Source organism: Luteimonas padinae (assembly GCF_014652935.1).
Lineage (GTDB): Bacteria > Pseudomonadota > Gammaproteobacteria > Xanthomonadales > Xanthomonadaceae > Luteimonas > Luteimonas padinae.
The window spans coordinates 182,159-195,930 of the sequence record NZ_BMZT01000004.1 but is presented as its reverse complement, the minus strand read 5'-3'; the positions used below and the strand labels follow the sequence as shown (position 1 = coordinate 195,930).

Below are 13,772 nucleotides of genomic sequence, written 5' to 3'. Positions count from 1 at the left end.
TGCGCAGAAGTCGGTTCTTGCCCCGATCGGTGCGATAGTCACCCTCCGTGATCGAACGCCGGAGCCAGGCATGATCGAACTCGTCATCCCGCAGCGCCGCCGCGACCTGGGGGCATTCGAAGTCGGCCGCGTGCTGCCGTTCGCGAAGCGGCGCATGGTCGGCCCCTACATCTTCTTCGACCGCATGGGCCCCAAGCGGATGGCGCCGGGGCTGCCGCTGGAGGCGGACGTGCGGCCGCATCCGCACATCGGCCTGTCGACGATCACCTATCTGTTCGACGGCGAGATCATGCACCGCGACAGTCTTTCGTCCGAGCAGCCGATCCGGCCCGGCGAAGTCAACTGGATGACCGCCGGACGTGGCATCACCCATTCCGAACGCTTCGAGGAGCTGCGCGCCCACGGCGGTCCGCTCGACGGGATCCAGGCGTGGGTGGCGCTGCCCGACGAGCGCGAGGAGATGGATCCGGGCTTCTGGCACTACGCCAGCGATGCGCTGCCGGTGTTCGACGGCGACGGCATCGTCGGCCGGATGATCGCGGGGCGGCTGGCGGGGGTGGAGTCGCCAGTGCAGGTCGATTCCCCGCAGTTCTACGTGCACTGGCAGCTGCGCGAGGGCGCTCGGGCGTCGCTGCCGGCGGAGTACAGCGAGCGGGCGGTCTATGTCGTCAGCGGTGAGGTCGAGGTGGCCGGCCAGCGCATCGAAGCCGGGAGCATGGCGGTGCTCGAGCCCGGCCAGGCGGTGACGGTCGCCGCGCTCGGCGATGCGGTGGTCATGGCGCTGGGCGGTGAGCCGGTGGGGCCACGCTGGATCGACTGGAACTTCGTGTCCTCGTCGAAGGAGCGGATCGATCAGGCGCGCGCGGACTGGGCGGCAGGGCGGATGAAGCTGCCGGACCTGGACAACGACGAGTTCATTCCGCTGCCGCCGAAGGTCGGGCGCATGGTGGAGCCGGAGCCGATGTCCTGAGTGGTGGGGACTGAGGGTACGGAGCGTTGGGGCGAGTGCGGTGTGGGGGCTGACGCACTCGTCGGGGCGCTGCGTCAGGGCGCGGCGCGGAAGGTCACCCTGGTGGAGACGGCAACGTCGTTGGGGATGATCGACACGTCGCCCCAGTCGCCGGCGCCGACGCCGAAGTCCAGGCGCTTCACCGTGGCCTTGCCCGACAGCACGGGCCGGTCGCCCGGCGTCCAGGTGATGGCCAGCGACACCGGCTTCTTCACGCCGCGCAGTTCGAGGGTGCCGTCGGCGACGTAGCGGTTGTCGCCGACGCTGCGGAAGCCGTTCGCGGTGTAGCGGGCGGTGGCGAACCGGGCGACGTTGAAGAAGTCGGCGGTCTTGAGCGTGCTGTCGCGGTCGCCGTTCTTCGTGTCGGCGGTGGCCAGCGGGATGGTGACGTCGAGCTTCGCGTCCTGCGGCGCCGCGGGGTCGAAGCTCAGCGTGGTGCTGAAGTCGGGAAACAGGCCGACGAAGGTCTCGCCCTGGTACTCGCTGGCGAAGCTCAGCGCGCCGGAGGACTGGACGTAGTCGGCGGCGGCGGCCGGGGCCGCGAACGCGGCGAGCGCGGCGGCGAAGGCGAGGGGACGCAGGCGGTTGCGAAGGGTGCGGGTGTCCATGTCAGCGCTCCGGAGTCTGGTCGGGGGTGGCGTCGGCGCGGCGCAGCGAGGGCAGCATGCGGCGCAGGGTGTCGTCGCCCTGGAAGAGGTGGTGGTAGAAGGCGGCGCCGGCATGTGCCAGCACCAGCAGGAGGAGCAGCCAGAAGCCGTATTCGTGCACCTGGATGGCGGTTGCGGCCAGCTCCTCGGTGCGGCCGGCGATCGCCGGCAGGTTGAACTGCTTGAACCACTGCAGCGGATAGCCCGAGGCCGAGTTGAAGACCCAGCCGCTGAGCGGGATCGCGAACAGCAGGACGTACATCGCCCAGTGCGTGGCCGAGGCGATGCGCTCCTGCCAGGTCGGCATGCCGGGCACCGGCTCCGGCGCGCCGGCGAACAGGCGCCAGGCCAGGCGGACCGCCACCAGCGCCAGGAGGGTCAGGCCCAGCGATTTGTGCAGCGCGTAGGCGTTGATCTTGGCCGGCGTGGGCGGCATGTCGACCATGGTCAGGCCGAGCCAGGCCAGCCAGCCGATCAGGGCCACGATGGCCCAGTGCAGCAGCATGCTGATCGGACCCCAGCGGTCGGGTGGGTTGCGCAGTTGCATGTGGTGGCTCCGTGTCGTGGCGTTACTGGAGGCGGGGCAGGTCGAACACGAGGATCTCGGTGCCGTCGCCGCCCTCGATCTCGACCCGCGGCTCGTCTGAATACAGCAGCGCGTCGCCCGCGGACAGGGGCTGGCCGTTGACGACCGCGGTGCCGCGCGCCATGTGCACGTAGGCCAGGCGGCCCGGCGCGATGTCCAGCGTGGCGGCCTCGCTGCCGTCGAACAGCCCGGCGTACATGCGCGCGTCCTGCCGGATGCGCACCGAACCCTCGCCGCCGTCCGGGCTCGCGACCAGGCGCAGGCGGCCGCGCTTCTCGGCGTCCGGATATGCCTTCTGCTCGTAGCCCGGCTGGACGCCCATGGTGTCGGGGATGATCCAGATCTGCAGGAAGTGCGTCGTGCGGTCGGCTTCGTGGTTGTATTCGGAATGGGTGACGCCGCTGCCGGCGCTCATGCGCTGGACTTCGCCGGGCACGATGCTGGCGGCGTTGCCCATGGAGTCCTTGTGCGCGAGGCTGCCGTCGAGCACGTAGCTGATGATCTCCATGTCGCGGTGGCTGTGCGCACCGAAGCCCTGGCCGGCCTGCACGCGGTCCTCGTTGATCACGCGCAGCGGACCCCAGTGGACGTGGCGCGGGTCGCGATAGTCGGCGAAGGAGAAGCTGTGCCAGGAGTCGAGCCAGCCATGGTTGGCGTGACCGCGTTCGTGGGCAGGGCGCAGGGTGATCATGGTGGCGTGCTCCGTGGAAGTGGGGGCGGCAGTGCCGCGTCGGGAGCCAGTGTGATTGTGCTAGGTTTTGCGATAAACATGCGGATGCAGATGTTATTGTTCCATTTAAGCAGCAGTTGCCAAGGAGGCCATCAAATCGTCCTGCGCGTGGATCAATTCGCAAAAGCTTCAATTATGCGACCAATTGTTCCAAATTGATTGATTGAAGGTCGAATTTGGAACGATATCCTCTGGCTCCCGGTCGGCGATGCCTGTCCAGCCGGCCCATCGCCATTCCATTCCATCCAAGCTTCCGGAGCATGCCCATGACCATCAATCGCCTGTCCCGCGGCGTCCTTGCCGCCACCCTGCTCGCCGCCTCGGCCTACGCCTTCGCCGCGCCGGTCACCTACACCATGGACCCCACGCATACCGACGTGGTGGCCCAGTGGAGCCACTTCGGCTTCTCGAATCCGATCGCGCACTTCGGCCAGGTCGAGGGCACGATCACCTACGACCCGGACAACGTCGCCGCCTCGAAGGTCGAGGTCGTGATGCCGCTGGCCGGCCTGTCTTCGCACGTGAAGGCCTTCGACGAGCACCTGCGCAGCGCCGATTTCTTCGACGCGGAGAAGTTCCCGCAGGCGACCTTCAAGAGCACCTCGGTCGAGGCCGCCGGCGAGGGCAAGCTGAAGATGACCGGTGACCTGACCATCAAGGACATCACCAGGCCGGTCGTGCTCGACGCCACCATCAACAAGGTCGGCACCAACCCGATGACCCAGCAGCCGGCGGCCGGCTTCGACGCCGTGGCCACCATCAAGCGCACCGACTTCGGCCTGGGCATGTACGCTCCGAACGTCAGCGACGAGGTGCAGCTGCGCATCACCACCGAAGCCTCGGTGCCGAAGCAGGGCGAGTAAGGGTTAGCGCGGGCGCGCAGGCGCGCGTCCGCACGGCGCCATCGACACAGGCCGCCGCATCGCGAGGTGCGGCGGCCTTCTTGTGCACGGGGAAGTGTCGGCGTGGGCCTGCTTGCCTGCCGGGCTGGACGCGGGCGAAGGCCTCAGTCGGCCGCAGGGGCGGCGGCACTCGGGCCGGATCCGGGCGCGGCGTCGAACTGCGAGGGATCCCGCGCGCTGCCGCGCAGGGCCAGCTCGACCGCGGCCAGGCCGTCGCGCTCCAGGTCGATTTCTTCCGGATCCACCAGGTGCATGCGCAGCGCGCCGCCGATGATGAAGTGCAGCGTGCGCGCGCAGCTGTCCGCGCTCATGTCGTCGCGCAGCTGGCCCAGGGCCTCGGCGCGGCGGAACGCGGCCTTGATGCGCGACAGGCTCTGGTGCATGCCGGTCTTGCGCAGCGTGGCCAGGGTGTCGTCGGAGGCCGGGATCTCGCAGCGCAGCTCCAGCACCTCCAGCGTGGCCCGCACCCGCGGCGTGTGCACCAGGTCGGCGAAGGCCTGGCGCATCATTTCGCGCAGGTCCAGCAGCGGGGTCGTGCCGTCGGGGCGCGAGACGCGCTCCAGGCCGTGGAAGAAGGGCAGGCTGACGCGGTTGATCATCGCCTCCAGCACTTCGGCCTTGTTCTTGAAGTGCCAGTAGACGGCGCCGCGGGTCACGCCGGCGCGCGCCGCGATAGCCTCCAGGCTGGTGCCGGACAGGCCCTTTTCCCGGAAACAGTCCTCCGCCGCGTCGAGGATGCCCTCGCGCGTGGCGTGTGCGTCTTCCTTGGTCCTGCGTGCCATCAACGCCTCCTGACCCGACAACACTGTACGCGCGTTGACTGACATACATTCATGTATGTATATTACATCGTCTTACCTGAAACGCCCAGCACCAACGCCGCCTGCGCGGAGTTCCGGTCGCTGGGCGTGCCGTTTTCGAATCCCCACAAGGCCTCCCCCCATGACCACGACCCTCCGCCGTGCCCGCCCGATGTTCGCTCTCCTCGCCGCAGCAGTACTCGCTGCCTGCGGCGGTGGTCAGCAGGGCGGAGAACCCCCGAAGCCCGCCGTCACCGTCGCCACCCTCGAGACCCGCCCGGTGACCATCACCCGCGAGCTTCCGGGGCGCACCAATGCCTGGCTGGTGGCCGAGGTCCGGCCGCAGGTCAGCGGCATCGTCGCCAGGCGGCTGTTCACCGAGGGCGGCATGGTCAAGGCCGGCGAGCCGCTGTACCAGATCGACGACGCCAGCTACCGCGCCGCCGCCAACAGCGCCCGCGCCCAGCTCAAGCGCGCGGAAGCCACGCTGGTGGCCGCGCGCCTGACCGCGAAGCGCACCGCCGACCTGGTCGAGGTCAACGCTGTCAGCAAGCAGGACCACGACAACGCCACCGCCGCGCTGGGCCAGGCCGAGGCCGACGTCGCCGCCGCGCGCGCCGCGCTCGACGCCGCCAACGTGACCCTGGGCTACGCCCGCATCACCTCGCCGATCAGCGGCCGTATCGGCAAGTCCAGCGTCACCCAGGGCGCGCTGGTCACCGCCAACCAGGGCGCCGCGCTGGCCACCGTGCAGCAGCTGGATCCGATCTACGTCGACCTGACCCAGTCCAGCACCGAGCTGCTGGACCTGCGGCGCGCGTTCGCCGACGGCCGCCTGGAGAGCACCGAGGGCATGCCGGTGACGATCCTGATGGAGGACGGCAGCGCCTTCACCCATCCCGGCAGCCTCAAGTTCTCCGAAGTGGCCGTGGACCCCAGCACCGGCAGCTTCTCGCTGCGCGTCGAGGTGCCCAATCCCGACCACGTGCTGATGCCCGGCATGTACGTGCGCGCGAAGCTCGGCGCCGGCGTGCGCCGGGACGCGCTGCTGGTGCCGCAGCAGGGCGTGGCCCGCGATCCCAAGGGCAACACCTCGGCCATGGTGGTCAACGCCGAGGGCGTGGTCGAGCAGCGCCCGGTGGTGGTCAGCCAGACCATCGGCGACCAGTGGCTGGTCGAGTCCGGACTGGCCGCGGGCGACCGCGTGGTGGTCGAGGGCCTGCAGAAGATCGCGCCGGGCGCGGCGGTGGAGGTGACCGCAGAGGCGCCGGCGCCGCGCCTGCCGGCCGCCGCGGGCGCCAGCCCGGGGGCCGCTGCGAGCGCTGCTTCCGCGGACAACGCAGCGGATGCAGCGGATGCAGCCGATGCGGCGGACCCCGCCGTCAATGACGCGGCCGACGCCGCCACCGCGCCCGCTCCGGCCGCGCAGGAGTAACGGAGACCCCCATGGCACGTTTCTTCATTGACCGGCCCATCTTCGCGTGGGTCATCGCGATCATCATCATGCTCGCCGGCGCGCTGTCGATCACCAGCCTGCCGGTCTCGATGTATCCCACCGTGGCACCGCCCAGCATCAAGATCAGCGCCACCTATCCCGGTGCGTCGGCCAAGGTGGTCGAGGACTCGGTGACCCAGATCATCGAGCAGAACATGAAGGGCCTCGACGGCCTGATGTACTTCTCCTCGCAGTCGTCCTCCAACGGCATGGCGAGCATCACCGTGACCTTCGAGACCGGCACCGACCCCGACATCGCCCAGGTGCAGGTGCAGAACAAGCTGCAGCTGGCGATGCCGCTGCTGCCGCAGGAGGTCCAGCGGCAGGGCGTGAACGTGAGCAAGTCGACGTCGAGCTTCCTGCAGGTGATCGGCTTCGTGTCCGAAGACGGCAGCATGGACAAGACCGACATCGCCGACTACGTCGGTGCCAACATCGTCGACCCGCTCAGTCGCGTTCCGGGCGTCGGCACCATCCAGGTGTTCGGTGGCAAGTACGCCATGCGCATCTGGCTGGACCCGAACAAGCTGCACACCTACCAGCTGTCAATCCCCGAGGTCACCGCCGCGATCCAGGCGCAGAATGCCCAGGTCGCCATCGGCTCGCTCGGCGGTGCGCCGGCCATCGACGGCCAGCAGATCAACGCCACCATCAACGCGCAGGACCGGCTGCAGACGCCGGAGCAGTTCCGCGACATCATCGTGCGCAGCAATCCGGATGGCTCGGCGCTGCGCCTGGGCGACATCGCGCGCGTCGACATGGGCACCGAGAGCTACGAGTTCGACTCCCGCTACAACGGCCAGCAGGCCACCGGCGTCGCGATCTCCCTGTCCACCGGCGCCAACGCGCTCGATACCGCCGAGGGCGTGAAGCAGGCACTGGCCGAGCTCGAGCCGTACTTCCCGCCGGGCCTGAAGGCGGTGGTGCCCTTCGACACCACGCCCTTCGTGCAGGTGTCGATCAAGGGCGTCATCAAGACCCTGCTCGAGGCCATCGTGCTGGTGTTCCTGGTGATGTACCTGTTCCTGCAGAACTTCCGCGCCACCATGATCCCCACGATCGCGGTGCCGGTGGTGCTGCTGGGCACCTTCGGCGTGCTCGCAGCCCTCGGCTTCTCGGTGAACATGCTGACCATGTTCGCGATGGTGCTGGCGATCGGCCTGCTGGTCGACGACGCCATCGTGGTGGTGGAGAACGTCGAGCGCATCATGAGCGAGGAGGGGCTGTCGCCGCTCGAGGCCACGCGCAAGTCGATGGACCAGATCACCGGCGCCCTGGTCGGCATCGGCGTGGTGCTGTCGGCGGTGTTCGTGCCGATGGCCTTCATGTCCGGCTCGACCGGCGTGATCTACCGGCAGTTCACCGTGACGATCGTTTCGGCGATGGCGCTGTCGGTGCTGGTCGCCATCGTGCTGACCCCGGCACTGTGCGCGACCATGCTCAAGCCGCTGAAGAAGGGCGAGCACCACGACAGCGGCAGCGGGCGCTTCGCGCGCTTCTTCGGCTGGTTCAACCGCGGCTTCGAGAAGACCAGCGGCAAGTACCAGCGCGGCGTGCGCGGCATCCTCGGCCGCCCGTGGCGCTTCATGGCCGTGTTCGCGGCGCTGGCGCTGGTCATGGGCCTGCTGTTCGCCCGCCTGCCCAGCGCCTTCCTGCCCAACGAGGACCAGGGCGTGCTGATGGCCATGATCCAGACGCCGGTCGGCGCCACCCAGGAGCGCACGCTGGAGTCGATCGCGGCGCTGGAGAAGCATTTCCTCGAGAACGAGAAGGACGCGGTCGAGTCGGTGTTCGCGGTGCAGGGCTTCAGCTTCGCGGGCATGGGCCAGAACACCGGCATCGCCTTCATCAAGCTCAAGGACTGGAGCGAACGTACCGATCCGGAGCTCAGCGCCACCGCGGTCGCCGGCCGAGGCATGGCGGCGATGAGCCAGGTCAAGGACGCCTTCATCTTCGTGTTTGCACCCCCCGCCATGCCCGAGCTGGGCATCGCCACCGGCTATTCGTTCTATCTCCAGGACCGTGGCGGGCAGGGGCACGACGCGCTGATGGCGGCGCGCAACCAGCTGCTCGGCATGGCCGCGGAAAGCCCGGTGCTGGCCAACGTGCGCCCCAACGGCCAGGAGGACACGCCGCAGCTGCGCATCGACGTGGACGTGGCCAAGGCCGGCGCGCTGGGGCTCACCCAGGACGCGATCAACGCCACGCTCGCGGCGGCCTGGGGCGGCCAGTACATCGACGACTTCATCGACCGCGGCCGCGTGAAGCGCGTCTATGTCCAGGCCGATGCGGCGTTCCGCATGACGCCCGAGGACTTCAACCTGTGGTCGGTGAAGAACGCTGCCGGCGAGATGGTGCCGTTCAGCGCCTTCGGCAGCTCGCACTGGGACTACGGTTCGCCGCGGCTGGAGCGCTATGACGGCGTGGCTTCGGTGGAAATCCAGGGCGAGGCCGCGCCGGGCAGGTCGTCGGGCGAGGCCATGGACGAGATCGAGCGCCTGGCCGAACAGCTGCCGCCGGGCTTCGGCGTCGAGTGGACGGCCGTGTCCTACCAGGAGCGCGAGTCGGGATCGCAGACGCCGCTGCTGTATTCGCTGTCGCTGCTGATCATCTTCCTGTGCCTGGCGGCGCTGTACGAAAGCTGGACGGTGCCGACCGCGGTGCTGCTGGTCGCGCCGCTGGGCATCCTCGGCGCGGTGCTGGCCAACACCCTGCTGGGCATGGAGCGCGACGTGTACTTCCAGGTGGCGATGCTGACCACGGTGGGTCTGACCAGCAAGAACGCGATCCTGATCGTGGAATTCGCCAAGGCCAACGTGGAAAGCGGCATGGAGCTGATCGAAGCGACCATGCAGGCGGTCAAGGATCGCCTGCGCCCGATCATCATGACCTCGCTGGCCTTCGGCCTGGGCGTGCTGCCGCTGGCGCTGGCCTCCGGCGCGGGCTCCGGCGCGCAGCGCGCGATCGGCACCGGCGTGGTCGGCGGCATGGTGGTGGGCACCCTGCTGGGCGTGTTCTTCATCCCGCTGTTCTTCGTGGTGATCCAGAAGATGTTCGGCGGCAAGGCCGCGAAGGCGGGCGAGCAGCCCGCCGCGGAAGGAGCGATCGGACATGAGTAGGCACGCGAGCCTTGCGCTGGCCCTGGCGGCGGTCCTTGCCGCCAGCGGCTGCGCCACCCTGGTGCCGGCCACGCCCGAGGCGCAGGCCGGCATCCCGGCCACCTGGCCGATGCCGGAGGTGACGCCCGCCGCGGGCGCGACGGGTGTTGACGGCGTCGCCGCCCTGCCGGTGGCCGACATCGGCTGGCGCGACTTCTTCGCAGACCCGCGGCTGGAACAGGTGGTCGCGCTGGCGCTGGACAGCAACCGCGACCTGCGCGTGGCCATCCTCAACGTCGAGCGCGCGCGGGCGCAGTACCGCATCCAGCGCGCCGACCGGCTGCCTTCGCTGGGCGCGTCGGTGGAAATGGAACGCGTGGGCGGCGACATCCCGGTGAGCGAGAGCTACACCGCCGGCGTCGGCCTGGCCGCGTTCGAGCTCGACCTGTTCGGCCGCGTGCGCAACCTCAGCGAGGCGGCGCTGCAGCAGTACCTGGCGACGGAGGAAGCGCAGCGTTCGGCGCAGCTGTCGCTGGTCGCCGAGATCGCCGGCGCCTGGCTCACGCTGGCCGCCGACCAGGAACAGCTGCGACTGTCGGAGCAGGCGCTGGGCACATACGAAGAGACGCTGGAGCTGACCGGCAGGCGCTACGAGCTGGGCGCGACCTCCGCGCTCGAGGTCGAGCAGGTGCGCACCCAGGTCGCGACCGCACGCACCGACGTCGAACGCCTCAAGGGCCAGGTCGCGCGTGACCGCAACGCGCTCGACCTCCTGGCCGGCACGCGGCTGGACGCTTCGCTGCTGCCGACCGCAGGCGCGAGCGTCGCGCCGGTCACCGGCATCGCCGCGGTGCCGGCGGGCCTGGACTCCGAGGTGCTGCTGAGGCGCCCGGACGTGATCGCCGCCGAGCACCGGCTGCTGGCCGCCAGCGCCAGCATCGGCGCGGCGCGCGCCGCGTTCTTCCCCTCGATCAGCCTGACCGGCAGCATCGGGTCCGCCAGCGACGACCTTTCGGGCCTGTTCGACAGCGGCACCCGGGTCTGGAGCTTCATCCCGCGCATCAACCTGCCGATCTTCCAGGGCGGGCGCCTGCGCGCGGGCCTGGGCATGGCCACCGCCGACCGCGACATCGCGCTGGCGCAGTACGAGCAGGCGATCCAGTCCGGCTTCCGCGAGGTCGCCGATGCGCTGGTGCAGTCGGAGTCCCTGGCGAAGCAGGTGGCTGCGCAGCAGGAGCTGGTCGATGCCGCCACCCGGGCCGAATCCCTGGCCACGGCGCGCTACGACGCCGGCGTCGACAGCCATCTGGTGCAGCTGGATGCGCAGCGCATGCTCTATGGCGCGCAGCAGGCGCTGGTCGCCACGCGCCTGGCCGAGCAGGTCAACCGGGTCACGCTGTACCGCGTGCTGGGCGGTGGCTGGCGCGAGGACAGCGCGGCGCCGCCGTCCACCACCTCCAAGCCGTAGGAGCAGCTACAGCTGCGACCGCCTCGCAATGAGAAGACCTGACGCTTGGCCGCAGCAGTAGCCGCCCCTTCCGGCAACGCGCGCGGCGAATGCCGCAGCGTCAGTCGGCGGGAGCATCGCCGGCGTCGTCGTCCGAACGCGGAAGTCCCAGTTCCCGGGCGGCCGGCGGCTCGCCGGTGGACGCCGCGTGCGCCTCGTGCGCGCGGCGCAGGTCGTGCTGCAGCACGTCGGGCCGCTGCACCATCGCCTTGAACCGGGGCTCGAGCGCGTCGACGCGCGCCTGTGCGGCGACGAGGTCGGCGAACACGGCGCGCCGGACCGTCGGCGCGGCGTCCTGCGACAGCGACAGGTAATCGGCGATCTTCTGGCGCAGCGCCGACACCGCCACCTTGGCCTTGCCCTTGGGGCTGGTCAGCGAGGCCACCACCGTCACCAGCAGGATCGCCACGATCACCACCAGCGAGGTCCAGGTGCTGATCTCGATCACCGGCACCGGCTCGCCGTCATTGATGAAGGGCAGGTTGTTCTCGTGCAGCGCATGCAGCACCAGCTTGATGCCGATGAACCCGAGCACCACCGCCAGGCCGATCGACAGGTAGACCAGGCGCTCCAGCAGGCCGCCGACCAGGAAGTACAGCTGGCGCAGGCCCAGCAGCGAGAACGCGGTGGCGGTGAACACGATGAACACGTTCCGGGTGAGTCCGAAGATCGCCGGGATCGAGTCGAACGCGAACAGGATGTCGGTGCCGCCGATCGCCAGCATCACCAGCAGCATCGGCGTGAGCGCGCGCTTGCCCTGCCAGGTGGTGAACAGCCTGTCGCCGTCGTAGTGCGGGCTGGCATGGAACACGCGGCGCACGGTCCGAACCGCGATGTTGGGCTTGTCCTCGTCATGCCCGTCCGGTGCCAGCAGGTTGCCCGCGGTGACCAGAAGCGCCAGCCCGAACAGGTAGAACACCCAGGAGAAACGCTCGATCAGCGCCGCGCCCAGCAGGATGAACACCGTGCGCGCGATGAGCGCGAAGGTGATGCCGAACAGCAGCACCTTCTGCTGGTCCTCGCGCGGGACCTTGAAGCTCGACATGATCACCAGGAACACGAAGACGTTGTCGATCGACAGCGCCTTCTCGGTGATGTAGCCGGAGAAGTACTCCGCGCCCATGTCGGCGCCGCCCCAGGTCCAGACCGCCACGCCGAACAGCAGGGCGATGCCGACGTACAGCGCCGACCAGACCGCGGCCTCGCGCAGGCCGGGGGCGTGCGCCTTGCGGACGTGGAAGAAGTAATCGAACGCCAGCAGGCCGATGATCAGCGCGATCGTGGCCTCCCAGACGAGGGGCGTGGTGGTCGGCATCGATGGCCCGGCGGGAACGGCAGGGCAGGATCGCACGCAGGCCGTCGCGTCCGCGTCGTGCCCCACGGCAGTGCCGGGATCGTTAGCCATGCGTGAAGGCTGCGCGGCCTTGCACGCTATATTCCGCCGCTTTCCCCCGCCCCCTGGTTCCCCCTTGCAACGTAGAGATCTCCTGCTGGCAGGCCTGTGGCTGCCGGTCGCCGCAGCGCTGCCCCCGGTTCGCGCGGCGTCCCCATCCACGGCGGCCGAGACTGCGACCGCGTTCGATGCGGACACCGTGCCTGCGCTGGCCAGGGCCCTGGCGGCGGCGCGGTGGGCCCCGCCTTCGCGCGAGCTTCCGGCCGCGCTCACCGGCCTCGGCTATGACCACTACCGCGACTACCGCTACCGCGCCGAGCGTGCGCTCTGGGCCGGTGAGGGGCGCGGCTTCGAGGCGCAGTTCTTCCATCGCGGCTACATGTTCCTCGACCGCGTGGACATGCACGTGGTCGAGGCCGGGCGCAGCCGGCCCTTCCCCTACGCGCGCGAGCTGTTCCGCTTCGACCACGGCGTGCCCGCGCCGCCGGCGGGGCGCGACATCGGCTTCGCCGGCTTCCGGCTGCACGGCGAGGTGCACCAGGCAGGCACGCTGGACGAGATCGCGGCGTTCCTGGGCGCGAGCTATTTCCGCGCGGTCGCCCGCGGCCTGGGCTACGGCCTGTCGGCGCGCGGCCTGGCCCTGGGCAGCGGCGATCCGGGGCCGGAGGAATTCCCGGTGTTCCGGGCGTTCTGGCTGGAGACGCCGGCGCCCGGCGCCCGCCAGGCGGTGGTGCATGCGCTGCTGGACTCGCCCGGCGTGGCCGGCGCCTTCCGCTTCGCGATCACCCCGGGCGAGGACACGGTGTTCGACGTCGACGCGCGCCTGTATCCGCGCGTGGAACTGGCCAACGCCGGCATCGCACCGCTGACCAGCATGTACGAGTTCGACGCCGGCGACCGCGCGGGCATCGACGATCCGCGGCCGGCGGTGCACGACTCGGACGGGCTGGCGCTGCTGGCTGGCAGCGGCGAACAGGCGTGGCGGCCGCTGCGCAATCCGCGGCACGTCGAGCACAGCGGCTTCCAGGATCGGGATCCGAAGGGCTTCGGCCTGATGCAGCGCAAGCGCCGCTTCGAGGACTATGAGGATCCCGAGGCCGGCTACGAGAAGCGGCCGGGCTGCTGGGTCGAGCCGCTCGACGCCTGGGGCGAGGGCGAGGTGCACCTGGTCGAGATCCCGACCGCGAACGAGTACGCCGACAACATCGTCGCCTTCTGGCGTCCGCGCGCGCCGCTGGCGCCTGGCCGCGAGCACCGCTGGCGCTACCGGTTGCACTGGTCGGCGGGCCATGACTGGAATCCCGCGCTGGCGCGCGTCGCGTCCACGCGCAGCGGGGCGCTGGATGGTGCGCAGGGCCGGCAGTACCTGGTCGATTTCAGCGGCGGCGCGCTGCCCGGCGGCGACGCCGCGGTGCGCGTGCAGGCGGCGGCGAACGCGGGCGAGCTCCGCAACGCCACCGCCTACCGCATTCCGGGCACCGACAGCTGGCGCGTCGGCTTCGAGCTGCTGCCGGGCGACGCCGCCGCGGTGGAAATGCGGCTGTGGCTGGAAGGCGACGCCGGGCGCCTGTCCGAGACCTGGCTGTCGCGGTGGACGCCGTGACC

The 13,772-nt window shown here is 70.0% G+C and carries 11 protein-coding genes; 6 read left to right on the top strand and 5 right to left on the bottom strand.

The features are described 5' to 3' along the window. The first annotated feature begins 70 nt into the window (after window positions 1-70). The gene (locus IE168_RS06110) at window positions 71-970 is read left to right on the top strand and encodes a pirin family protein (protein WP_189496247.1); all 900 of its coding nucleotides are present in this window, start codon (window positions 71-73) and stop codon (window positions 968-970) included. A gap of 74 nt (window positions 971-1,044) precedes the next feature. On the opposite strand, the gene IE168_RS06105 is transcribed toward IE168_RS06110, so the two are convergent. Genes IE168_RS06105 through IE168_RS06095 form a run of 3 tightly spaced genes read right to left on the bottom strand, consistent with a single transcriptional unit; the run spans window position 1,045 to window position 2,933 of the window. Further along, window positions 1,045-1,617 (bottom strand): YceI family protein, encoded by a 573-nt coding sequence (locus tag IE168_RS06105; protein WP_189496245.1) that lies wholly within the window; start codon window positions 1,615-1,617, stop codon window positions 1,045-1,047. Between the two features lies 1 nt (window position 1,618). Continuing rightward, on the bottom strand, window positions 1,619-2,203 hold the full coding sequence (locus IE168_RS06100) for a cytochrome b (RefSeq protein WP_189496243.1): 585 nt from the start codon (window positions 2,201-2,203) through the stop codon (window positions 1,619-1,621). Window positions 2,204-2,225: 22 nt separating this feature from the next. Then, on the bottom strand, window positions 2,226-2,933 hold the full coding sequence (locus IE168_RS06095) for a pirin family protein (RefSeq protein ID WP_189496241.1): 708 nt from the start codon (window positions 2,931-2,933) through the stop codon (window positions 2,226-2,228). A 305-nt stretch (window positions 2,934-3,238) separates the two neighbouring features. On the opposite strand from IE168_RS06095, the gene IE168_RS06090 reads away from it, so the two are divergent. Continuing rightward, window positions 3,239-3,835, top strand: a complete 597-nt coding sequence (locus IE168_RS06090; protein ID WP_386659128.1) for a YceI family protein — start codon at window positions 3,239-3,241, stop codon at window positions 3,833-3,835. Window positions 3,836-3,978: 143 nt separating this feature from the next. On the opposite strand, the gene IE168_RS06085 is transcribed toward IE168_RS06090, so the two are convergent. Further along, window positions 3,979-4,656 carry a TetR family transcriptional regulator gene (locus IE168_RS06085; protein ID WP_189496237.1) on the bottom strand — a complete coding sequence of 226 codons (678 nt, stop codon included), beginning with the start codon at window positions 4,654-4,656 and terminating at the stop codon, window positions 3,979-3,981. A gap of 160 nt (window positions 4,657-4,816) precedes the next feature. On the opposite strand from IE168_RS06085, the gene IE168_RS06080 reads away from it, so the two are divergent. Genes IE168_RS06080 through IE168_RS06070 form a run of 3 tightly spaced genes read left to right on the top strand, consistent with a single transcriptional unit; the run spans window position 4,817 to window position 10,735 of the window. Then, window positions 4,817-6,109 (top strand): efflux RND transporter periplasmic adaptor subunit, encoded by a 1,293-nt coding sequence (locus tag IE168_RS06080; protein WP_189496235.1) that lies wholly within the window; start codon window positions 4,817-4,819, stop codon window positions 6,107-6,109. 11 nt (window positions 6,110-6,120) lie between these two features. Beyond that, window positions 6,121-9,288 (top strand): efflux RND transporter permease subunit, encoded by a 3,168-nt coding sequence (locus IE168_RS06075; RefSeq protein WP_189496233.1) that lies wholly within the window; start codon window positions 6,121-6,123, stop codon window positions 9,286-9,288. Beyond that, the gene (locus IE168_RS06070) at window positions 9,281-10,735 is read left to right on the top strand and encodes an efflux transporter outer membrane subunit (RefSeq protein ID WP_189496231.1); all 1,455 of its coding nucleotides are present in this window, start codon (window positions 9,281-9,283) and stop codon (window positions 10,733-10,735) included. The genes IE168_RS06075 and IE168_RS06070 overlap by 8 nt, the downstream gene beginning before the upstream one ends. Before the next feature lie 100 nt (window positions 10,736-10,835). Here the strand turns inward: IE168_RS06070 and IE168_RS06065 are convergent, their stop codons facing one another. Then, window positions 10,836-12,089, bottom strand: a complete 1,254-nt coding sequence (locus IE168_RS06065) for a TerC family protein (RefSeq protein WP_189496229.1) — start codon at window positions 12,087-12,089, stop codon at window positions 10,836-10,838. 154 nt (window positions 12,090-12,243) lie between these two features. Here IE168_RS06065 and IE168_RS06060 point away from each other — a divergent pair, with 154 nt between their 5' ends. Continuing rightward, window positions 12,244-13,770, top strand: a complete 1,527-nt coding sequence (locus tag IE168_RS06060) for an OpgD/OpgG family glucan biosynthesis protein (RefSeq protein ID WP_229823167.1) — start codon at window positions 12,244-12,246, stop codon at window positions 13,768-13,770. The last annotated feature ends 2 nt before the right edge of the window (window positions 13,771-13,772 follow it).